This window comes from Streptomyces sp. S.PB5, from assembly GCF_030403745.1.
In the GTDB taxonomy this organism is placed as follows: Bacteria; Actinomycetota; Actinomycetes; order Streptomycetales; family Streptomycetaceae; genus Streptomyces.
Map to the genome: position 1 here is coordinate 440671 of NZ_JAQMWP010000006.1, position 21459 is coordinate 462129.

Sequence of the window (21459 nt, forward strand, 5' to 3'; positions counted from 1 at the left end):
GCACCGATTACTTAGGTGAGCCTAACCTAAAGCACAGGAGAGACACAGGGTGAGTGCCGAGATCTACCGGGATGCCTGGGGTGTTCCGCATCTGCGCGCCGACAGCGTGCGCGAACTCGCCCGTGCCCAGGGCCGGGTCACCGCCCGGGACCGGGCCTGGCAGCTGGAGGTCGAGCGGCACCGGGCCCGCGGCACCTCGGCATCCTTCCTCGGCGTCGACGCCCTGCCCTGGGACCGGTTCATCCGCAGGGCCCGCCTCGACGACACCGCGAGACGCTGCTTCGGGAACCTGGAGAGACAGGACCCGGAGACCGCGGACTGGGTGCGGGCGTACGTCGACGGGGTCAACGAAGGGCTGGCCGGCGCGAGCCTGCCCCTCGGTGCCCCGGGGCGCTGGGAGCCCTGGACCCCGCTCGGCGTCTGGCTCTCCACCCACATCCTGTTCGCGGGCTTTCCCGCCAAGCTCTGGCGCACGGAGGCGGTGAAGCACCTCGGCGAGGACGCCGTCGGACTCTTCGCCGTCGACGGGCCCGGCACCTCCGGCAGCAACGGCTGGCTGGTGAGCGGCGAGCGGACCGTGACCGGACAGGCCGTCATCGCCGGTGACCCGCACCGCTTCATCGAGGACCCCGGCGTCTACCAGCAGATCCACCTCTCCTGCCCGGAGTTCGACGTCGTCGGCCTCGCCGTCCCCGGCATCCCCGGCATCGCCCACTTCGGCCACACCGGCACGGTCGCCTGGGCCATCACCAACGCCATGGCCGACTACCAGGACCTGTACAGCGAGCGGCTGCGGCGGACCGGGGCAGGTGTCGAAGCCCTTGCTCCGGACGGGAGTTGGACGCGCGCCACCCGGCACACCGAGACCGTCGAGGTCGCCGGCGAGGAGTCCGTCGAGGTCGAGGTCATCGAGACCGAGCGCGGGCCCGTCATCGCCGGCGGCCCGGAGGGGCTCGACGACGGCACTCCGATCGCGCTCAGCCTGCGCATCCCGCCCCGCGTCACCGGCGACCTCGGCTTCGGCACCCTCCTGCCGCTTCTGCGCGCCCGCCGGGTCGAGGACGTCGACCGCGCCTTCGACGGCTGGGCCGAGCCGGTCAACGTCGTCCAGGCCGCCGACACCGAGGGCGGGCTGCTGCACCGCGTCGCGGGCAAGGTGCCGGTGCGGGCGCAGGCCAACCGGACACGTGTCGTGCCCGCGTGGGAACCCGGGCACGAGTGGCAGGGCTGGCACGACATGCCCCGCGCCGGACTCACCGAGGACGGCGTCGCCGTCATGGCCAACCAGCGCGGCCCGGCGGCACCGCTCGGCGTCGAGTTCGCCCCGCCGCACCGCGCGAACCGCATCGCGACCCTGCTCGGGGAGAAGGAGAAGTGGTCCGCGGACGACATGTCCGCCCTCCACATGGACACCCGTCTCGCCTCCGCAAAACCCCTGCTGGACCACCTCGCGAAGCTGGCGGACCTCAGCCCCGAAGCCGAGAAGCTGCGCGGCGTCCTGCTGCGCTGGAACCGCCGTATGGACGCGGACAGCACCGACGCCGCCCTCTACTCGACCCTGCGCGGCGCGGTCGTCCGCCGGCTCGCCGCCCACCCCGCCTTCGCCGCACTGACCTCCCCGCCCGCGTACCCCGAGGTCCTCCTCCCCTGGCTCGCCCTGACCCCGCGGATCGGCTACGCCCTCGAACACCTGCTGCGCGCCGAGGAGTTGTACGGCATCGACCGCCCCGCCGAGATCCGCGCGGCCGTCGAGGAGGTCGCCGCGTCCACCGCTCCGCCCGTGACCTGGGGCGAGACCCACCGCCTGTTCGCGTGGCGGGCGCTGCCGGACCCGGAGTTCACGGGACCCGGGCTGTCCGGCGACCACGACTGCGTGCTGTGCACCTCCGCCGTGCCGGGCCTGACCGACCTGGCCGCACGCGGACCCGCCGCCCGGTACGTCTGGGACCTCGCCCGGCGTGAGGACAGCCGCTGGGTGGTGCCGCTCGGTGCCTCCGGAGAGGCCGGCTCGCCCCATCACCGTGACCAACTGCCCCTGTGGCTCGCGGGCGACCTCGTCCCGGTCGTCACCGACTTCGAACAGCTCAGCAAGGAGAGCGATGTCTGACCCCCGCATTCCGGCATACGTCCACGAGGAGACCGTCGACGGCTACGGCACCGTCCGGATCCGCCCGCTCGACGCCAAGGGCGACGCCGGGGTCCTGCACGGCTGGGTCAGCGAGGAACGCGCCGCGTTCTGGGGCATGAACGGCCTCACCCAGGACCAAGTGGCCGGGATCTACGCCCACATGGACACCCTCGACACCCACCACGCCTATCTGATCGAGAAGGACGGTGAACCGGCCGGGCTGCTGCAGACCTATGAGCCGGAGGCCGACCGGGTCAGCGAGTGCTACCCCGTCGAGCCCGGGGACATCGGCCTCCACCTGCTCCTCGCGCCCGCGGGAGCCGACGGAGCCCGGGTGGGGTGGTCCTCCGCGCTGCTGCGTGCCGTCGCCTCGTTCGTCCTGATCGGCCTCGACCGCAAGCGCGTCGTCGTCGATCCCGACGTGCGCAACGAGAAGGCGATCGCGCGATTCCTGCGGCAGGGGTTCACGGCCGGGGAGAAGGTCGTGCTGCCGGAGATCGACATCCCGGATGTGTACCTGCCCGAGAAGCACGCTCAACTCGCCTTCCTGGACCGGGAGGTAGCCTTCCCGGGGTGACTCCAGAAGACCTCGTCGCCCACTACGGACTGGAACCGATTCCGCGCGAGGGGGGCCTGTTCCGCCGTACCTGGGCGGGCCCCGAACGCGCGGACGGACGGCCCGAGGGCTCCGCCATAGTCGCCCTCCTCACCGCGGACGACTTCTCCGCCCTGCACCGGCTGCCCAGCGACGAGGTCTGGCACTTCTACCTCGGCGACCCCCTGGAACTGCTGCTCCTGGCCCCCGACGGCACATCCTCGACCGCCGTCCTGGGCCCGGACGTCGTCGCAGGGCAGCACGTCCAGCTGACCGTCCCCGCCGGCACCTGGATGGGGGCGCGGCCCCGCGGTGCCTGGACCTTCTTCGGGTGCACGATGGCTCCCGGGTTCACCTACGAGGGGTACGAGCACGGGGAGTTCGAGGCTCTGGTGGCGCGTTACCCGGCCGAGGCGGAGCGGATCGCGGGACTGTGCCGTCCATGAGACTCCTCGAAGGACAGATCGCCCTCGTCACGGGCGCGGGCGGCGGCATCGGGCGGGGGATCGCGCTGCGGTTCGCCGAGCAGGGGGCGGCCGCGGTCGTGGTGCACTGCCTTACGGCGGTGGCGGCGGCGCAGGAAGTGGCGTCCCGCGTCCGGGAGTCCGGCGCGCGGGCCGCCGTGCTTCAAGCCGATCTGCGGGACGAGGACGCCTGCCGGGAGCTGGTCCGGGAGGCGGCCGAGTGGGGCGGCGGGCTGACCGCGCTGGTCAACAACGCGGGGGTGCAGCCGGTGCGGGAGCTGCCCGGGATGACGGCCGCCGAGTGGCGGGACGTCGTCGACACCAACCTGACCGGCGTGTTCGCCTGTACGCAGGCCGCGGCCGAGGTGATGGAGGGGGGTTCCGTCACACACATCGCCTCGATCGAGGCGCACGCTCCCGCCGCCGGGCACGCCCACTACAGCGCCTCCAAGGCCGCCGTCGTGATGCACGCGCGGTCGGCGGCCCTGGAGTACGGGTCCCGCGGCATCCGCGTCAACAGCGTCTCGCCCGGCCTCATCGACCGGGAGGGGCTGGCGGAGGACTGGCCCGAGGGCGTGGGGCGGTGGCTGCGCAAGGCGCCCCTGGGCCGGCTCGGCCGCCCCGAGGACATCGGGGACGCCTGCGCGTTCCTCGCCTCGCCGCTCGCCTCCTGGGTCACCGGGCAGGACCTGGTCGTGGACGGCGGGGTGTCGGCGCAGCCGGCCTGGTGAGTGTTCCGGCCCTCGCGTACGTACATGTACCGAGCAGCGAGACGGAGTACTGACGTGGAGCGTGGCGGTGGCCGAGGACGGCGGCGAGTTCAAGGGCTGGTGCTGCTGGGCACCATGCTGGTCCTGCTCCTCTTCGGCGGCGCGGGACCGGCACAGGCCCATGCCGCCCTCCGCTCCGCCGACCCCGAGGACGGAACCGTCCTCAAGTCCGCTCCCGGCCACATCACCCTGACCTTCACCGAGTCCGTCGGCCTGCTCGACGACTCCTTCCGCGTGCTGAGCCCGAAGAACGAACGGGTGCGCACGGGAGAAGCCGAGCACGTCCCCGGCCGCTCGGACACGGCCCGCGTCTCCCTCCCCGCGTCGGGGCTCGGCGAGGGCACCTTCACCGTGGCCTGGCGGGTCGTCTCGGCGGACAGCCACCCGGTCTCGGGCGCCTTCACCTTCTCGATCGGCGAGCCCTCGGCGACGACCGCGGCCGTGGACCCGGGACCCGTGGAGAACCCGGCGACCACCAGCCTCTACAACATCGCCCGCTACCTCGCCTACCTCGCGGCGGCCCTGCTCATCGGCACGGCGGTGTTCCTCGCGTACTGCCGCCCGGCGGACCCGGACATCCTGCCCCGGCTGCTCCGGGCGGGCTGGTGGACACTCCTGGGCGCCACGGTCGCCCTCTTCGTCCTCAGGGCCCCCTACGAGGCCGGCACGGGCCCCACGACGGCCTTCGACGCGGCGGCCTTCGAGCGGACGGTGACGAGCCGCCCGGGCGTGGTCCTGCTGGCCCGGCTGGCGCTGCTGGGGCTGACGGCGGTGTTCCTGCTGCGGCTGGGGAAGGTCCGGGGCGCGGTGGGCTCCGGGGCCGGGGGTGCCGCTGACGCGGCGGATTCCGGGTTCGGAGGCGGGGGCGGTGCGCTCGCCGTCGGCTCCCGTACGTCCACGTCAGGCACCGCCCTCCCCGGCACCGCCCTCCCCGTCGGCTCCCGTGCCGTCGGTACCGTCCTCGCCCTCGGGCTCGCCCTCACCTGGGCCGCCGGTGAGCACGCCTCCGCCGGGATCCAGGTGCCCGTGGCGATGGCCTCCTCGGTGCTGCACGTCCTCGCGATGGCGGCGTGGCTGGGCGGCCTCGCGGCCCTGGTGGTCACGCTGTACCGGGCGGCGGTCGTCGAGCCGGAGACGGTCACCCGGTTCTCCCGGCTGGCCTTCGTCTCCGTGGTCGTGCTGGTCGTCACCGGCGTCTACCAGTCCTGGCGCGGCCTCGGCTCCTGGTCGGCGCTGACGGACACGTCGTACGGCCGGCTGCTGGTTGCCAAGCTGATCGCGGTGGTCGTGCTGCTGACGGCGGCCGGGTTCTCGCGGCTGTGGACGGTGCGGATGGCGACGGAGGGGGCGCGGACCGGCGTACGGGAGGAGGAGCGGGTGCCGGAGGCGGTGGGCGGGCCGGCGTTGCCCGCACCGCCGCACAAGGAGCCGGACGAGGGGGCGGACCGGGGGCCGGACCGGGAGCCCGGCGACGAGCCGGCCCCCGTGCCGGACCGTCGTGGCCTGCGTCGTTCCGTGCTCGCCGAAGTCACCGTCGGGGTCGTGGTGCTGGTCGTCACGACCGTGCTCACCGGGACCGTGCCGGGGCGGGCCGAGGCGGAGGCGGCGCAGAGCCCCGCGACCGCCGGGCTGCCCGCCGCGTCCGTCTCCTACGTGCCCTTCGAGGTCGGCGGTGCCCGGGGCAAGGTGCAGATCACCCTCGACCCCGGGCGGGTCGGCCGGAACTCCGTCGAGGCGGTGGTGCTCGGGGCGGACGGCGGTTTCGCCATCGTCCCCGAGCTGCGGCTCTCCTTCACGCTCCCGGCGCAGGACATCGGCCCGCTGGACGCCGGGCTGACCGACAAGGGCGGCTACTGGGGCACCGGCGACCTCGATCTGCCCATCGCCGGGACGTGGGAGATGAAGGTGACCGTCAGGGTCTCCGAGATCGATCAGGTCAGCGAGACCAAGTCCGTCGTGATCGGTTAGAGCGACTCGATCTTGGATGTGTCGGTCACATTTCAACAAAAGTGACCGGCCCCTCTTGACGTATGACAGGACATGCGGCTGTCATTACGCCACCGTGTTTGGTCAAGTTGATTTCTGATCGGTTTCGACGGACTTCGACGTTTCTCCACCCTGCCTGGCCGAACCCTGTCTTCAGGAGCCGTTCATGCCCGACTTCGCCCTCCCCTCCGCGAGCCGCCGGTCCGTCCTGCGCGGAATAGGCGGCGCCGCCCTGCTCGGCGCCGGTGTCCCCTTGCTGAGCGCCTGCGGTGGCAGCGGAACCGCGTCCGACCCGAAGACCGTCACCCTCGGGTCGAAGGCGTCCGACCCGGTGCCGAAGAAGGCCTTCGCGGACATCTACGCGGCCTTCAAGAAGGAATCCGGGCTCACGGTCGACGTGAACACCAAGGACTCCAACACCTTCCAGGAGCAGATCAACGCCTACCTCCAGGGCACGCCGGACGACGTGTTCACCTGGTTCGCGGGCTACCGCATGCAGTTCTTCGCGGCGAAGGGCCTCGCCACCCCGATCGACGACGTGTGGAAGACGATCGGCGGCAACTTCCCCGAGGCGATGCACAAGCTCAGCAAGGGCGAGGACGGCAAGTACTACTTCGTGCCGCTGTACTCCTACCCCTGGGCGGTCTTCTACCGGAAGAGCGTCTTCCAGCAGTACGGCTACGAAGTCCCCACCACCTGGGACGCCTTCGTCGCCCTGTGCAAGCAGATGGAGAAGGACAAGCTCGTCCCGATCGCCTTCGGCGACAAGGACGCCTGGCCCGCCCTCGGCACCTTCGACCAGATCAACTTCCGCCAGAACGGCTACGACTTCCACGTCGACCTGATGGCCGGCAAGGCCGCCTGGACCGACGCCAAGGTGCGCAAGGTCTTCGACCTGTGGGCCGAGATCCTCCCCTACCACCAGGAGGGCGCGGTGGGCCGCACCTGGCAGGACGCGGCCCAGACCCTCGCCTCCAAGAAGGCCGGCATGTACGTCCTGGGCACCTTCGTGGCCCAGCAGTTCACCGACAAGGCCGCCCTGGACGACCTCGACTTCTTCGCCTTCCCGGAGATCGACCCGGCGTACGGCCAGGACACCGTCGAGGCCCCGACCGACGGCTTCATGCTGAGCAAGAGCCCGAAGAACAAGGCCGGCGCCACCAAGCTCCTGGAGTACCTGGGCACCACGGCCGCCGAGGACATCTACCTCAAGGCCGACCCGAGCGTCGTGCACGCCGCCACCGGCGCCGACACCTCCGCGTACACCCCGATCCAGAAGAAGGCGTACGAGATGATCTCGGGCGCCAAGTCCCTGACCCAGTTCATGGACCGCGACAGCCGTCCCGACTTCACCTCGACGGTCATGCAGCCCGCGCTGCAGAAGTTCGTCCGGGACCCGAAGGGCGTGGACAGTCTGCTCTCGTCCATCGAGCGCCAGAAGAAGACGATCTTCGCGTCTTCCTGAGGCGGGCTGTCGATGACCATCACCCCCACGAAGTCCCCGGAGGCGGCCCCCGAGCCGCCTTCGGGCGCTGCCCCGGTGAACCGGGTCCCGCAGGGCCACAAGCGCCTGCTGACCCGCCGTGACCGGCTCACGCTCGGCTTTATGGCCGGCCTGCCGACGATCCTGCACGTGGCCCTCGTCTGGGTCACCGCGCTCGCGTCGATCCTCCTCGCCTTCACCTCCTGGAACGGCATCGGCTTCGACTCCATCCAGTGGGTCGGGCTCGAGAACTTCAAGGAACTGTTCACCAACAACCCGCAGTTCTGGCCCGCCGTCGAGCACAACGTCATCTGGTTCGTGGTGCTGATCTGCATCCCGACCCCGCTCGGGCTGTTCCTGGCCGTGCAGCTGGACAAGAAGATCCGGTTCAGCCGCGTCTACCAGACGGCCTTCTTCCTGCCGGTCGTGCTGTCGATGGCGGTCATCGGATTCGTCTGGCAGCTCGTCTACAACCCGGACACCGGCCTGATCAACAGCCTCATCGGCGCCAACGAGCCCGGCCACTACATCGACTGGATCGGCGACCCGGACCTCAACCTCTGGGCGATCCTCATCGCGGCCTCCTGGCGGCACACCGGCTACATGATGATCCTGTACCTGGCCGGTCTGAAGGGCGTCGACCCGTCCCTGCGGGAGGCCTCCGCGCTCGACGGGGCGAACGAGTGGCAGACGTTCAAGAACGTCATCTTCCCGACCCTGCGGCCCACCAACACCGTCGTCCTGGTCGTCACGATCATCGAGGCCCTGCGCGCCTTCGATCTGGTCTTCGTCTTCAACAAGGGCGCCGAGGGCACCGAGCTGCTGTCGATCCTGGTCACCAACAACATCATCGGTGAGTCGAGCCGCATCGGTTACGGCTCGGCGATCGCCGTCGTGCTCCTGCTGATCTCGCTCGTCGTGATCATCCCGTACCTGGTGGCGACCTTCCGGAAGGAGCGGCGCGCATGAGCACCCTTGCTCTGAAGAAGCCGAGGACACCGGTGCGCCCCGCCCGGATCCTGCTGCACGTCGTCCTGGTCACCATGGCCCTGGCCTGGCTCGCCCCGCTGCTCTGGGCGATCTACGCGGCCCTGCGCCCGTACTCGGAGACCAGCGAGAAGGGGTACGTGTCCTGGCCGGACTCCCTGAGCCTGGACAACTTCACCAACGCCTTCACGCAGTCGGACATGACGCACTACTTCGTCAACACGGTGATCATCGCCGTGCCGGCGGTCCTGCTGACCCTGTTCCTCTCCTCGATGGTGGCCTTCTACGTCAGCCGCTTCGACTTCCGCCTCAACCTCGCCCTGCTGCTGCTCTTCACGGCCGGCAACCTGCTCCCGCAGCAGGTCATCATCACCCCGCTGTACCGGCTGTACCTCCTGATCGACCTGCCGGGCATCACGATGAGCGGCAAGCTGTACGACTCCGCGCTGGGCCTGGTCCTGATCCACGTGGCGTTCCAGTCCGGCTTCTGCGCGTTCGTGCTGAGCAACTACATGCGCTCGCTCCCGCACGAACTGACCGAGGCCGCACTGGTCGACGGCGCGTCCGTGTGGCGGCAGTACTGGCAGATCACGCTCCCGCTGTGCAAGCCCGCGATGGCCGCGCTCGGGACCCTGCTGTCCATCTGGATCTACAACGACTTCTTCTGGGCACTGGTCCTGATCTCCACCGGCGAGAACATGCCGATCACCTCGGCGCTGAACAACCTCTCCGGTACGTACTTCACGGACCCGAACCTGGTGGCGGCCGGTGCCCTGCTGACCGCGATCCCGACCCTGATCGTCTACTTCGTGCTGCAGCGGCAGTTCGTGAGCGGTCTGACCCTCGGCGCCAACAAGGGCTGACCGCCCTTCACTTGAAAGAGAACCACCGTGTCCCACTCCTTCACCCCGGTCGCCTCCGTGCCCGTGGACGCGGCGAACGCCCGTGTCCACGAGGAGGGCTGGCAGTCCTGGAGCCCCAGCGGCGCCTACGCCCTCGGTGACAAGCCGTACCGCCCGACCAACGACAACTGGGCGACGGTCTGCTACCGGCCCGGCGTCACCGTGCCCGCGGGGACCTTCCAGGGCGAGGGCCTGCTGGCGCTCGACCCGGGGGACGGGTCGGCGGTCCGGCTCTGGGCCGCCGTGAACCCGGCCCGGGAGGTCCCGTCGATCCGTCTGGCCGTCTCCGGCGACCTGGCGGAGATCAGCGCGGACGGCCCGGTGAAGGAGTGGACCGGCACGGACATCCAGGAACTGCTGGGCAGTTGGGCCGCCTCCCTGGAGGTCGCGCCCCCGCGCCCGGCGCCCACCGTCTGGTGCTCCTGGTACGAGTACTTCACCCAGGTCACCGAGGACGACATCCACGAGAACCTCCGCGCGATGGACACCCTCGACCTGCCCATCGACGTCGTCCAGATCGACGACGGCTACCAGAAGGCCCTCGGCGACTGGCTCACCCTCTCCGGCCGCTTCCGCTCCCGCCGGGGCATCGCGGACGCCATCCGGGCACGCGGCCGCCGGGCCGGCATCTGGACCGCCCCCTTCCTCGTCGACCCGGCGAGCGACCTGGCCGCCGAACACCCCGACTGGCTGGTCAAGGCCCCGAGCGGGCAGGGCGGCGGCTTCCTGCACGCCGGCCGCAACTGGGGCCACGACCTGTGCGTCCTGGACACCACCCACCCCGAGGCGGCCGCCTACCTGACCGAGGTCTTCCGTACGCTCCGCTCCGAGGGCTACGACTACTTCAAGGTCGACTTCCTCTACGCGGGCGCCCTGGAAGGCGTACGGCACTCCGGCGCCGACCCGCTCACCGCGTACCGCCAGGGCGTCGAGCTGATCCGCGAGGCGATCGGCGCCGACGCCTACCTGCTCGGCTGCGGCGCCCCGATCCTCGCCTCCATCGGTCTCTTCGACGCCATGCGGGTCAGCCCCGACACGGCCCCGCACCGCCGCCCCGAGGCCGACGACTACAGCCAGCCCGGCCAGGACCCGGCCGAGTTCACGGGCGTCGGACGCCAGTGGCAGCACGGCCGGTTCTGGGTCAACGACCCCGACTGTCTGATGGCCCGCCCGTCCGTGGAGACGCGGGAACGCTGGGCCGCGCATGTCGAGGCGACCGGCGGCCTCATGGCGTCCAGCGACCGGCTGCTGTCCCTGGACCAGTGGGGCGTGGACACCACCCGCCGTCTCCTGGGCGGAGTCCGGGCATGAAGCCGAACGTCCCCGGTATCGCCTACGGCGGCGACTACAACCCCGAGCAGTGGCCCGAGGAGGTCTGGGCCGAGGACATGCGCCTCATGGCCGAGGCCGGGGTGAACATGGTCAGCGTCGGCATCTTCTCCTGGGCGCTGCTGGAGCCGAGGGAGGGCGAGTACGACTTCTCCCTGCTGGACCGCGTCCTCGACCTGCTCCACGCCCACGGCATCGCCGCCGACCTGGCCACCCCGACGGCGGCCCCGCCGGCCTGGTTCTTCGTGAAGCATCCCGAGGCGCTCCCCGTGGACAAGGACGGCAGGGGACTGTCGTACGGCAGCCGTCAGACGTTCTGCCCGTCGAGCCCGGCCTACCGGGAGGCGGCGCTGCGGATGGCGCGGGCGCTGGGGGAGCGGTACGCCGGGCATCCGGCGGTCGTGATGTGGCACGTCCACAACGAGTACGGCTGTCACAACGCGGAGTGCTTCTGCGAGGAGAGCGCGGCGGCTTTCCGGGTCTGGCTGCGAGAGAAGTACAGCGGCCTGGCGGAACTCAACGACGCCTGGGGCACCCGCTTCTGGAGCCAGTGGTACTACGACTGGGACGAGATCATCCCGCCGCGTGCCACGGGTGCCGTCCCCAACCCCACCCACCAGCTGGACTGGCGGCGCTTCTGCAGCGACGCGCTGCTGGCCCTGTGCGAGGCGGAGCGGGAGGTGCTGCGGGAGGCGGCGCCGGAGATCCCCGCGACCACCAACTTCATGGTGATGCACAACTTCGACGCGCTGGACTACTGGCGCTGGGCCCCGAAGCTGGACGTCGTCTCCAACGACCACTACCTCCGATCCACGGACCCCGAGTCGCACATCGACCTCGCGCTCAGCGGTGACCTGGTGCGCTCGCTGGCCGGCGGCCCCTGGCTGCTCATGGAGCACTCGACGGGCGCGGTGAACTGGCAGCCGGTCAACCGGGCGAAGGGGCCCGGTGAGCTGCGCCGGAACGCCCTCGCCCATGTGGCCCGCGGCGCCGACGGCATCGCCTACTTCCAGTGGCGGGCGGCGAAGGCGGGTGCCGAGCAGTGGCACTCGGCGATGCTGCCGCACGCCGGGACCGACAGCCAGATCTGGCGAGATGTCGTCCGACTGGGCGCGGATCTGCGGGCGTTGGCGGAGGTACGGGGGTCCACGGTCCCGGCGCAGGTGGCCGTCGTCTGGGACTGGAACGCGCGCTGGGCCCTGGAACTGCCCTCGCAGCCGAGCGAGGACGTCCGGTTCCAGGAGCTGGTGCGCGCCTGGTACGAGCCGCTGTGGCGGTCGGGCATCGCGGTGGACTTCGTCCGTCCGGAGGCGGACCTGTCGTCGTACCGTCTGGTGCTGGCGCCCTCGCTCTACCTGGTCGACGACGAGGGCGCGGCGAACCTGACCGGCTTCGCGGAGCGGGGCGGCACGCTGGCGGTCGGGTTCCACAGCGGGGCCGTCGACTCCAACTGCCATGTGAGGCTGGGTGGTTACCCCGGGGCGTTCCGTGCGGCGCTGGGCGTGCGCACGGACGAGCTGTTCCCGCTGCTGCCGGGGGAGTCGCTGGAGCTGAGCGCCGGTGGAGTGGCCTCCCTGTGGTCGGAGCGGGTGCGGCTGGAGGGTGCGGAGGCCGTGTCGGCGTATATGCAGGGCCCGTTGGCGGGCGTACCCGCGGTGACCCGCAACTCCTATGGTGCGGGCACCACTTGGTACCTGGCCACGCGACCGGACCCGGCGACGCTCGCCGCGCTGCTCGACCGGATGTGCACGGAGGCGGGCGTGATGCCGGTCCTCGATGCCCCGGAGGGTGTCGAGGCGGTGCTGCGGCGGGGCGCGGAGGCGGACTATCTCTTCCTGATCAACCACACCGGGACGAGCGCGGAGATCTCCGTGTCCGGGCAGGCCATCGAACTGCTCAGCGGGAAGCCGGTGCCGGGCGCGGTCACCGTCGCGGCGGGCGAGGTGGCGGTGGTGAGGAAGCCGCGGGATCCGCGATGAGTTCCGCCGTCCTCTCCGGTCATACCCGCGACACCTTGACCTGAGAGGACGCGACCGCCATGACCGAACCCGTGAAGGGCCCCGCCAGCTACTTCCCCTCCATCGAGAAGAAGTACGGCCGCCCGATCGCCGAGTGGGTGGACCTCATCCGCAGCTCCCCGCTGACCAAGCACATGCAGCTCGTCACCTGGCTCAAGACGGAGCACGGTCTTGGCCACGGGCACGCCAACGCGCTGGTGGCGCACACGCTGGCGGAGGGCAAGTGAGGCCTTCCTGAAGGACCTCGGGTCCTCGAAGGTCCCCTACCGGCGTCCCGCCAACCGCGCCCCCTCCGGCGTCCGCCGGTACAGCACCGCCCGCCCCGACCGGGCGCGGACGACCAGCCCCGCCCGGTGCAGCACACCCAGGTGGTACGACACCGTGGCGGGGCTGAGGAAATGACGGGCCGCCAGCTGCGCGGTGGACGCCGGCAGGGACAGCGCCGCCAGCAGCCCCGCACGGGTGGAGCCGAGCAGCCCGGCCAGCTCGGCGGAGGGCGGTACGGGCACGGTGGGCCGGTCCCGCACCGGGTAGGCCAGCATCGGCGGCCGCTGCCAGGGCGGGACGGGATCGACGGCCACCGCCGGCCGGGGCACCACGAGCGACGGCATCACGACGACCAGCGGCACGCTCACACAGACCGTGAACCGGCTCTCGACGCGCAGCGTCCCGTCCGCCCAACGGATCTCCGGATGCAGCGAGTCGAACATCCCGGCCGCCCCGCGCCGGGCCAGTACCCCGGCACACCGGTCGACCTCGGCGTCGAGCACGGCCCGCGCGGCCTCCCAGTGCGGGGCGAAGGCGAGCTCCCAGTACCGCCGCAGCTCGTCCGCGGCCTGCCGGGCGACCGAGGCCCCGCCCCGGGCCATGGCCCGCCGCACCTCCCCGGACAACTCGGCCCCCGCCAGCCCGTTCCGGGGCCGCCCGTCCCGCAGGGCCTCCAGTTCCTCGACGACCCGCTCGGGCGGGGTGGCCCGCACCCGCTCCAGCTCCTGCTCGACACCGGGCGAGGGCCCGTCGGGATGCGGGCTGAGGAAGTCCGGCACATACCCGCCGCCGTCCAGCGCCAGCTCCGACAGCAACGGCAACCGCGCCCGCCGCAGCACCCGCCGGGCCCGCGCCACCCACGGGTCGGCATTCGGGGCGGGCCGTAATCCGAAGGGCAACAAGGTCGCCACGACCTCATGCAACGGCGACACGGCAAACCGCGAACGGGCCAGCCCATCGGCATCCACGGTGAGCTCGATCAAGAAGCACTCCCTTCAGACCCACGCGCCCACCCAGCCTGCGGGCAGGCGTGCCGCCAGGTCGACGCCCACCCAGGCAGGCGGTGCCTCCCAGGCCTGCCTGGCCTGCGGGCATTCGTGCCACCCAGGGCGGCACGGGTGGGCGCAGGCGGCACCCGCCGACGCGGGTCAGCGGCACCCACCGCACAGCAACCCCCACTCTGGGAACCCTTCGAACCTCCTCGAATCCTGGCACGGAACCTCGCACCCACACCCCCGATCGGCGCACCCTGAGCACGTGGGAAGACGACGGACGACCGCGATCACCCTGGCCGCAGCCGCTGCCCTGCTGCTGTCAGGCACCTGTACGTCGAACGCCCAGGACCGGCAGGCCGCGGCGTCGCCCGGGGAGAGCGGGGGACTCTCCGGCGCCGCGGCCTGCCCCGGCCTCGACGGGTACACATGCGCCACCCTGTCCGTCCCGCTGGACCACCGCGGCGCCACCTCCGGCCGGCTGCCCCTGAAGGTGGCCACGGCCGACAACACCAAGGCCCCCAAGGGCGTCCTGGTGTTCCTGACGGGCGGCCCGGGCCAGCCGGGCGTGCCGTATGTGAAACGCGTGGCCGAGCGGTTGAAGCCGGTGCTGAAGGACTACCGCCTGGTGATGTTCGACCAGCGCGGCACCGGCGACGGCGCCCTGAACTGCCCGCGGCTGCAGGAACAGATGGGCTCCTCGGACCTGACCCCGCCGACGGCCGAGGCGGTGCGGTCCTGCGGCGCGTCACTGGGCACCGACCGCCGCTTCTACGGCACGAACGACACCGTCGCCGACCTCGAACTCCTCCGCCGCGCCCTCGGCGTACGCACACTGACGCTGGACGGCGTCTCGTACGGCACGTACACCGCGGAGCGCTACGCCCTCGCCCACCCCGGCCGCGTCTCCCGCCTGGTCCTCGACTCGGTCGTCCCGCAGACCGGCTACGACCCCATGGACCTCGCCGCGATGCGCGCGGCGCCGGCCGTCCTGACCGCGGCCTGCGAGGCGACCGGCTGCCCGACGGACCCGGCGGCGGACCTGGCCGAGGTGGTGGAGACGTACGACAACGGCGTGGACGTCCTCGACGCCCTGACGACGTACGAATTCGTCGACCCGGACTACACGGCGGCGATCGACGCCCTGCACAAGGCGGCGAACGGCGACGACGGCCCGTTGAAGGGTCTGATCGAGGGGGTGCGGCAGGGCAGCGCGGCGACGGCCGAGGAGCTGAGCCAGGGGCTGCATGCCGCGACCCTCTGCCTGGACGGCCGTTACCCGTGGGGCAGGTCGGACGCACCGGAGGAAGGCCGTGAGGAAGCCCTGGCCAAGGCGGCGGCTGAGCTGACCCCGTCGGACCACGGCCCCTTCGACCCGAGGACGGCGACGGGCCTCGGCTCGATGCGGTCCTGTCTGTACTGGCCCCGCACACCCGCCCCGCCCCTGCCCCCGGCGGACCGCCGCCTCCCGGGCGTGCCGGTGCTGCTGCTGGGCGGCGACCGTGATCTGTCGACACCGCTGGAGTGGCTGTACGACCAGAAGAGGCTCACGCCGAGGGCCCAGGTCGTCGTGGTCCGCGGCGCCGCCCACTCCGTACAGACCCGGGCGGTGAGTGACCAGGGGCGGAAGGCCGTGGCGGACTTCCTTCTGGATCATTGAGGCACCTGATCACTGAGGCACCGGGTCGCTGCCCGCGAGCTCATGTCTTTCGACAACACGGCCGGTGCGGTGCCGGAGGAAGGTACGACCACGGAGTCGCCCCCTTGACCTCGCTGGTCGCGGCCACTAATTTGCGGTAAACGTCGACCCATAACGCCCGAAAGGAGGCGACCGGCAGATGAACACCAGCTCTGATCTCGGTCGCCTCGCCCACTGCACCGTCTGGGTTCCGGGCCGGATCGCGCACGGCTGCTGAGCAGGCCGTTCTGATGTGCCCGCGCGGGGCACATTCCGGGTTTCCCGTCATCTTTTTCCGGCACGTCGTTGTCGCGTGCCTTTTGGCGCCCGCTCCTCGCAGGTGGCGCGCATGAACACAGAAAGCTGCCTGAGAAATTGGCGAATATGATGAATCGACGGATCACGCACCAGAACGAAGGCCTGTCATGACAGAGGCGCGGATCACGGTCAACGGGAAAGAAACCCCTATTTCACCGGCTGCCCCCCACACCACCGTGCTGGATTTCCTGCGCGAGCGTGGTCTGACCGGCACCAAGGAGGGCTGCGCCGAGGGTGAGTGCGGAGCCTGTTCGGTGCTGGTGGCCCGTCCCGGGGTGAACAAGCCGACCGACTGGGTCGCGGTCAACGCCTGTCTGGTCCCGGCCGCGGCGCTGGACGGCCAGGAGGTCATCACCTCCGAGGGCCTCGCCACCGTCGGCGCGGACGGCACCCCGCCCACCCTGCACCCGGTGCAGGAGGAGATGGCGGCCCGCGGCGGCTCCCAGTGCGGCTACTGCACGCCCGGCTTCATCTGCAGCATGGCCTCCGAGTACTACCGGCCCGACCGCTGCGCGCACACAGAGCCTGAATCGGCAGACGGTGGCGACCACGAGCACGGTCCCAACGGGTTCGACCTGCACGCCCTCTCCGGAAACCTGTGCCGCTGCACCGGCTACCGTCCGATCCGCGACGCCGCCTTCGCCGTCGGTCAGCCCACGGACGAGGACCCCCTCGCCCGGCGCCGCGAGCAGGCCCCGCCCGCCCCGGTCGCCACCGAGTACACCCAGGACGACAGCACCTTCCTGCGCAAGGAGACCCTCGCCGAGACGCTGCGGCTGCTGCGAGAGCGGCCCGACGCGGTCGTGGTCGCCGGTTCCACCGACTACGGCGTCGAGGTCAACATCCGCTCCCGCCGCGACGGTTGTGTCGTCGCCGTCGACCGGCTGCCCGAACTGCGGGAACTGCGCGTCGAGTCCGACCACATCGAGATCGGCGCGGCCCTGACGCTCACCGAGATCGAGCGCCGTCTCGACGGTCAAGTGCCGCTGCTCGCTGAGCTGTTCCCGCAGTTCGCCTCCCGGCTCATCCGCAACGGCGCGACCCTCGGCGGCAACCTCGGCACCGGCTCCCCGATCGGTGACAGCCCGCCGGTGCTGCTCGCGCTGGAGGCGTCGCTGGTGCTCGCCGACGCCGACGGCGAGCGCGTGGTCCCGCTCGCGGAGTACTTCACCGGCTACCGGCAGAGCGTGCGCCGGCCCGACGAGCTGATCCGCGCCGTCCGCGTCCCGCTGCCGCCGGCGCCGGTCGCCGCCTTCCACAAGATCGCCAAGCGGCGCTTCGACGACATCTCCAGCGTCGCCGTCGCCTTCGCGCTCGACATCGAGGACGGCATCGTCCGCAAGGCCCGGATCGGCCTGGGCGGTGTCGCCGCCACCCCGATCCGCGCGCTCGCCACCGAGGCGGCCCTGGAAGGCAGGCCCTGGTCGGCGGAGACTGTGGATACCGCGGCCCGGGTGCTGCGGGGCGAGGGAACGCCGATGGACGACCACCGCGCCAGCTCCCTCTACCGTTCCGCGATGCTCGGCCAGAGCCTCAAGAAGCTGCACGCACAGAACACCGAGGCGGTGTCGTCATGAGTCACCTTTCCGAGCGCCCCGAGAAGCCGGTCGTCGGCGTCTCCCTGCCCCACGAGAGTGCCTTCCAGCACGTCACCGGCACCGCGCTCTACACCGACGACCTCGTCCAGCGCACCAAGGACGTCCTGCACGTCCACCCGGTGCAGGTCATGAAGGCGCACGCCCGGATCACCGCGATCCGCACCGGGCCCGCGCTCGCCGTGCCCGGCGTGGTCCGCGTGCTGACCGGCGCCGACGTGCCCGGGGTCAACGACGCCGGTATGAAGCACGACGAGCCGCTCTTCCCCGACGAGGTCATGTTCCACGGCCACGCCGTCGCCTGGGTGCTCGGCGAGACCCTGGAAGCGGCCCGGATCGGGGCCGCGGCCGTCGAGGTCGACCTCGAAGAGCTGCCCTCCGTGATCACGCTCCAGGACGCCATCGCGGCCGACAGCTTCCACGGCGCCCGCCCGCTCATGACGCACGGCGACATCGACGCGGGCTTCGCGGACTCCACGCACGTCTTCACCGGCGAGTTCCAGTTCTCCGGCCAGGAGCACTTCTACCTGGAGACCCACGCGGCCCTCGCCCAGGTCGACGAGAACGGCCAGCTGTTCATCCAGAGCAGCACCCAGCACCCCTCGGAGACCCAGGAGATCGTCTCCCATGTGCTGGGCGTGCCCGCGCACGAGGTGACCGTGCAGTGCCTGCGGATGGGCGGCGGCTTCGGCGGCAAGGAGATGCAGCCGCACGGCTTCGCCGCCATCGCCGCGCTCGGCGCCAAGCTCACCGGCCGCCCGGTCCGGTTCCGGTTCAACCGGACCCAGGACCTGACCATGTCCGGCAAGCGGCACGGCTTCCACGCCACCTGGAAGATCGGCTTCGACGCGGAGGGCCGCATCCAGGCCCTGGACGCCCGGCTGACCGCCGACGGCGGCTGGAGCCTGGACCTGTCCGAGCCGGTCCTCGCCCGCGCGCTGTGCCACATCGACAACACGTACTGGATCCCCAACGCGCGCGTCGCCGGCCGCATCGCCAGGACCAACACCGTCTCCAACACCGCCTTCCGCGGCTTCGGCGGCCCCCAGGGCATGCTGGTGATCGAGGACATCCTGGGCCGCGTGGCGCCCAAGCTCGGCCTCGACCCGATGGAGCTGCGCGAGCGCAACTTCTACCGTCCCGGCCAGGGCCAGACCACGCCGTACGGGCAGCTGGTCACCCAGGCCGAGCGGATCGCCACCGTCTGGCAGCAGGTGAAGGACGACGCCGGCCTCGCCGACCGGGGGCGCGAGATCGCGGCCTTCAACGCCGCGCACCCGCACACCAAGCGGGCGCTCGCGATCACCGGCATCAAGTTCGGCATCTCCTTCAACCTCACCGCCTTCAACCAGGGCGGCGCGCTGGTGCTGATCTACAAGGACGGCTCCGTCCTGATCACCCACGGCGGCACCGAGATGGGCCAGGGCCTGCACACCAAGATGATGCAGGTGGCCGCGACCACGCTGGGCATCCCGCTGCACAAGGTGCGGCTCGCCCCGACGCGGACCGACAAGGTGCCCAACACCTCGGCCACCGCGGCCAGTTCCGGCGCGGACCTCAACGGCGGCGCCATCAAGAACGCCTGCGAGCAGCTGCGCGAGAGGCTCCTCCAGGTCGCCGCCACCCGGCTCGGGGTGAACGCCTCCGACGTACGTATCGTCGAGGGCGTCGCTCGCGCCCTGGGCAGCGACCAGGAGCTGGGCTGGGACGAGCTGGTGCACACCGCGTACTTCCAGCGGGTGCAGCTGTCGGCGGCCGGCTTCTACCGGACCGAGGGGCTGCACTGGGACGTGAAGTCGTTCCGCGGCACGCCCTTCAAGTACTTCGCGTACGGCGCCGCCGCCACCGAGGTCGAGGTCGACGGCTTCACCGGGGCGTACCGGATCCGGCGCGTGGACATCGTGCACGACGTCGGCGAGAGCCTCTCCCCGCTGATCGACATCGGTCAGGTCGAGGGCGGCTTCGTGCAGGGCGCGGGCTGGCTCACCCTGGAGGACCTGCGCTGGGACACCGGCGACGGCCCGAACCGGGGCCGGCTGCTGACCCAGGCCGCCAGCACCTACAAGCTGCCGAGCTTCTCGGAGATGCCCGAGGAGTTCCACGTCAGGCTGCTGGAGAACGCCACCGAGGAAGGCGCCGTCTACGGCTCCAAGGCGGTCGGCGAGCCCCCGCTGATGCTGGCGTTCTCGGTGCGCGAGGCGCTGCGGCAGGCCGCCGCCGCGTTCGGGCCGGCCGGGGTCAGCGTCGATCTGGCCTCGCCCGCGACGCCGGAGGCGGTGTACTGGGCGATCGAGGAGGCCCGCGAGGGCGGCTCCTCCCGGATTGACCATGCCGTGAGCGGGAACGCGGTGGACACCCACTCCGCGAACGGACAGTCCCCGAACGGGCAGTCCCCGAACGGGCAGTCGTCGAACGGCGAGGTCCGTACCGACGACGCGCAAGCGCTGAGCGGTGCCTGACATGACCTGGATCGCCGCGGTCGCACGGTTGCGGGCACGCCGGGAACCCGGCGTGCTGGTGACCGTCGCGACCGTGCGCGGCCACGCCCCGCGCGACGCCGGCGCCAAGCTGGTCGTGGGGCGCAGCGAGACCTGGGGCTCGATCGGTGGCGGCAATGTCGAGGCCGTCGCGATCGACCGGGCCCGCGAGATGATCGGCGCGGCCGAGCCGGAGCCGGAGCTGATGGATTTCGCGCTCAACGACAAGGTGACCAACCAGCACGGCGTGCAGTGCTGCGGCGGCACCGTCCAGGTACTCCTGGAGCCGCTGCCGGTGGTCCGGGCGGTGGCGATCTTCGGCGTCGGACACGTCGGCCTCGAACTGGCGCGCATCCTGGCCCGCCAGGACCTCGACCTCCATCTGATCGACTCCCGCGCCGAGACCCTCACCGAGGAGCGGCTCGACGTCCTTCAGGACGCGGTGGCACACGTGCACACGCATCACACGCCGCTGCTGCCCGAGGAGGTCCTGGAGGATCTACCGGCCGGCACCCACGTCCTGATCATGACCCACGACCACGCCGAGGACGCCGCCCTGTGCGACGCCGCCCTGCGCACGCCCCACCTGGGCTCCATAGGCCTCATCGGGTCGTCGGCGAAGTGGGTGCGGTTCCGCAAGCGCCTCTCCACCGAGGGCGGCCACGACGACGCCGCCATCGACCGGATCAAGACCCCGATCGGCCTGGCCGACATCGGCGGCAAGGAACCCGCGACGATCGCCGTGAGCGTCGCCGCGGACCTGCTGCGCACCTTCGGGACCGAGGGCCACTGACCCTCCGGTTTCCGCTGGAATTCGGCGGGGTTACCGGTCACCTGCCCTTCATACGAAGCTACGAGAAGGGCAGGTCGGCCCGCCGACTCCTTCATGGTTTCGGTGACTGACCCTCCACGAGGCCCGACGGGTCTACTTGCGCTGGGAGCGACCCGCAGAAGAAGGAGCCACCGTGACCGCGTACACCCAAGAAGCGAGCGTCCAGGAGACCGAGCGCGCCTGGATGGACGAGGCCATCGGCCTTGCCACCGAGAGCGTGAGGAACGGCGGCGGTCCGTTCGGCGCGCTGATCGCCAAGGACGGCGAGATCGTGGCGATCGGGAACAACAAGGTCACGTCGCACCTCGACCCGACGGCACACGGCGAGGTGAGCGCGATCCGCGCCGCCTGCCAGAAGCTGGGCAGCTTCTCCCTCGAAGGCTGCGTCCTGGTCACCTCGTGCGAGCCGTGCCCGATGTGCCTGTCCTCCGCGCTGTGGGCGCGCGTCGACCGGATCATCTTCGCCGCCGACCGCGACGACGCCGCGGTGGCCGGTTTCGACGACCGCAAGTTCTACGACCTGTTCGAGAAGCGTCCCGCCGAGCTGTGGCCGCTGGCGATCGAGCGGGTGGAGATGCCGAACCGCACGGCGCCCTTCGACGCGTGGCTGGCGAAGTCGGACCGCATCGACTACTGAG

17 protein-coding genes are annotated in these 21459 nt (G+C 71.3%); 16 read left to right on the top strand and 1 reads right to left on the bottom strand.

The genetic code is table 11. The features are described from left to right. Positions 1-49 precede the first annotated feature (49 nt). The 11 genes from PH203_RS18535 to PH203_RS18585 all read left to right on the top strand — a co-directional run bounded on the left by PH203_RS18535 (position 50) and on the right by PH203_RS18585 (position 12889). Complete coding sequence (locus PH203_RS18535) at positions 50-2107, top strand: penicillin acylase family protein (RefSeq protein ID WP_289921204.1); 2058 nt, start codon at positions 50-52, stop codon at positions 2105-2107. Continuing rightward, positions 2100-2705: a GNAT family N-acetyltransferase gene (locus tag PH203_RS18540; protein WP_289921206.1), complete on the top strand. Its 606-nt coding sequence runs from the start codon at positions 2100-2102 to the stop codon at positions 2703-2705. Before PH203_RS18535 ends, PH203_RS18540 begins: the two co-directional genes overlap by 8 nt. Continuing rightward, positions 2702-3169 (top strand): cupin domain-containing protein, encoded by a 468-nt coding sequence (locus tag PH203_RS18545; RefSeq protein ID WP_289921207.1) that lies wholly within the window; start codon positions 2702-2704, stop codon positions 3167-3169. The genes PH203_RS18540 and PH203_RS18545 overlap by 4 nt, the downstream gene beginning before the upstream one ends. Further along, positions 3166-3918: an SDR family NAD(P)-dependent oxidoreductase gene (locus PH203_RS18550; protein ID WP_289921208.1), complete on the top strand. Its 753-nt coding sequence runs from the start codon at positions 3166-3168 to the stop codon at positions 3916-3918. Before PH203_RS18545 ends, PH203_RS18550 begins: the two co-directional genes overlap by 4 nt. Positions 3919-4017: 99 nt before the next feature. Then, positions 4018-5925 carry a copper resistance protein CopC gene (locus PH203_RS18555; protein ID WP_289921312.1) on the top strand — a complete coding sequence of 636 codons (1908 nt, stop codon included), beginning with the start codon at positions 4018-4020 and terminating at the stop codon, positions 5923-5925. Positions 5926-6109: 184 nt separating this feature from the next. Then, positions 6110-7408 carry an ABC transporter substrate-binding protein gene (locus tag PH203_RS18560; RefSeq protein WP_289921209.1) on the top strand — a complete coding sequence of 433 codons (1299 nt, stop codon included), beginning with the start codon at positions 6110-6112 and terminating at the stop codon, positions 7406-7408. Positions 7409-7420: 12 nt separating this feature from the next. Next, a complete protein-coding gene (locus PH203_RS18565; protein ID WP_289921210.1) occupies positions 7421-8395 on the top strand; it encodes a sugar ABC transporter permease in 975 nt (324 codons plus the stop codon). Further along, positions 8392-9276: a carbohydrate ABC transporter permease gene (locus PH203_RS18570; RefSeq protein ID WP_289921211.1), complete on the top strand. Its 885-nt coding sequence runs from the start codon at positions 8392-8394 to the stop codon at positions 9274-9276. Before PH203_RS18565 ends, PH203_RS18570 begins: the two co-directional genes overlap by 4 nt. A gap of 27 nt (positions 9277-9303) precedes the next feature. Beyond that, complete coding sequence (locus PH203_RS18575; protein ID WP_289921212.1) at positions 9304-10626, top strand: glycoside hydrolase family 36 protein; 1323 nt, start codon at positions 9304-9306, stop codon at positions 10624-10626. Next, the gene (locus tag PH203_RS18580) at positions 10623-12623 is read left to right on the top strand and encodes a beta-galactosidase (protein ID WP_289921213.1); all 2001 of its coding nucleotides are present in this window, start codon (positions 10623-10625) and stop codon (positions 12621-12623) included. The genes PH203_RS18575 and PH203_RS18580 overlap by 4 nt, the downstream gene beginning before the upstream one ends. A gap of 59 nt (positions 12624-12682) precedes the next feature. Continuing rightward, positions 12683-12889, top strand: coding sequence for a DUF4287 domain-containing protein (locus PH203_RS18585; RefSeq protein WP_289921214.1), 207 nt, complete (start codon positions 12683-12685; stop codon positions 12887-12889). Positions 12890-12925: 36 nt separating this feature from the next. Here PH203_RS18585 and PH203_RS18590 read toward each other — a convergent pair whose 3' ends face one another. Next, on the bottom strand, positions 12926-13912 hold the full coding sequence (locus tag PH203_RS18590; RefSeq protein WP_289921215.1) for a winged helix-turn-helix domain-containing protein: 987 nt from the start codon (positions 13910-13912) through the stop codon (positions 12926-12928). Positions 13913-14186: 274 nt separating this feature from the next. On the opposite strand from PH203_RS18590, the gene PH203_RS18595 reads away from it, so the two are divergent. The 5 genes from PH203_RS18595 (at position 14187) to PH203_RS18615 (ending at position 21458) form a co-directional block, all read left to right on the top strand. Continuing rightward, positions 14187-15581 (top strand): alpha/beta fold hydrolase, encoded by a 1395-nt coding sequence (locus PH203_RS18595; RefSeq protein WP_289921216.1) that lies wholly within the window; start codon positions 14187-14189, stop codon positions 15579-15581. 443 nt (positions 15582-16024) lie between these two features. Next, positions 16025-17494 carry an FAD binding domain-containing protein gene (locus PH203_RS18600; RefSeq protein WP_289921217.1) on the top strand — a complete coding sequence of 490 codons (1470 nt, stop codon included), beginning with the start codon at positions 16025-16027 and terminating at the stop codon, positions 17492-17494. Next, complete coding sequence (gene xdhB / locus PH203_RS18605; protein WP_289921218.1) at positions 17491-19971, top strand: xanthine dehydrogenase molybdopterin binding subunit; 2481 nt, start codon at positions 17491-17493, stop codon at positions 19969-19971. Before PH203_RS18600 ends, xdhB begins: the two co-directional genes overlap by 4 nt. 1 nt (position 19972) lies before the next feature. Beyond that, positions 19973-20782 (top strand): xanthine dehydrogenase accessory protein XdhC, encoded by an 810-nt coding sequence (xdhC, locus tag PH203_RS18610; protein WP_289921219.1) that lies wholly within the window; start codon positions 19973-19975, stop codon positions 20780-20782. A gap of 172 nt (positions 20783-20954) precedes the next feature. Beyond that, positions 20955-21458 carry a nucleoside deaminase gene (locus PH203_RS18615; RefSeq protein WP_289921220.1) on the top strand — a complete coding sequence of 168 codons (504 nt, stop codon included), beginning with the start codon at positions 20955-20957 and terminating at the stop codon, positions 21456-21458. The last annotated feature ends 1 nt before the right edge of the window (position 21459 follow it).

What these genes read in the sequence shown, in the direction of transcription:
- PH203_RS18540 (WP_289921206.1), top strand. Translation starts at nt 2,100, where the DNA reads ATGTCTGACCCCCGCATTCCGGCATACGTCCACGAGGAGACCGTCGAC.
- PH203_RS18550 (WP_289921208.1), top strand. Translation starts at nt 3,166, where the DNA reads ATGAGACTCCTCGAAGGACAGATCGCCCTCGTCACGGGCGCGGGCGGC.
- PH203_RS18560 (WP_289921209.1), top strand. Translation starts at nt 6,110, where the DNA reads ATGCCCGACTTCGCCCTCCCCTCCGCGAGCCGCCGGTCCGTCCTGCGC.
- PH203_RS18565 (WP_289921210.1), top strand. Translation starts at nt 7,421, where the DNA reads ATGACCATCACCCCCACGAAGTCCCCGGAGGCGGCCCCCGAGCCGCCT.
- PH203_RS18570 (WP_289921211.1), top strand. Translation starts at nt 8,392, where the DNA reads ATGAGCACCCTTGCTCTGAAGAAGCCGAGGACACCGGTGCGCCCCGCC.
- PH203_RS18580 (WP_289921213.1), top strand. Translation starts at nt 10,623, where the DNA reads ATGAAGCCGAACGTCCCCGGTATCGCCTACGGCGGCGACTACAACCCC.
- PH203_RS18585 (WP_289921214.1), top strand. Translation starts at nt 12,683, where the DNA reads ATGACCGAACCCGTGAAGGGCCCCGCCAGCTACTTCCCCTCCATCGAG.
- PH203_RS18600 (WP_289921217.1), top strand. Translation starts at nt 16,025, where the DNA reads ATGACAGAGGCGCGGATCACGGTCAACGGGAAAGAAACCCCTATTTCA.
- xdhB (WP_289921218.1), top strand. Translation starts at nt 17,491, where the DNA reads ATGAGTCACCTTTCCGAGCGCCCCGAGAAGCCGGTCGTCGGCGTCTCC.
- xdhC (WP_289921219.1), top strand. Translation starts at nt 19,973, where the DNA reads ATGACCTGGATCGCCGCGGTCGCACGGTTGCGGGCACGCCGGGAACCC.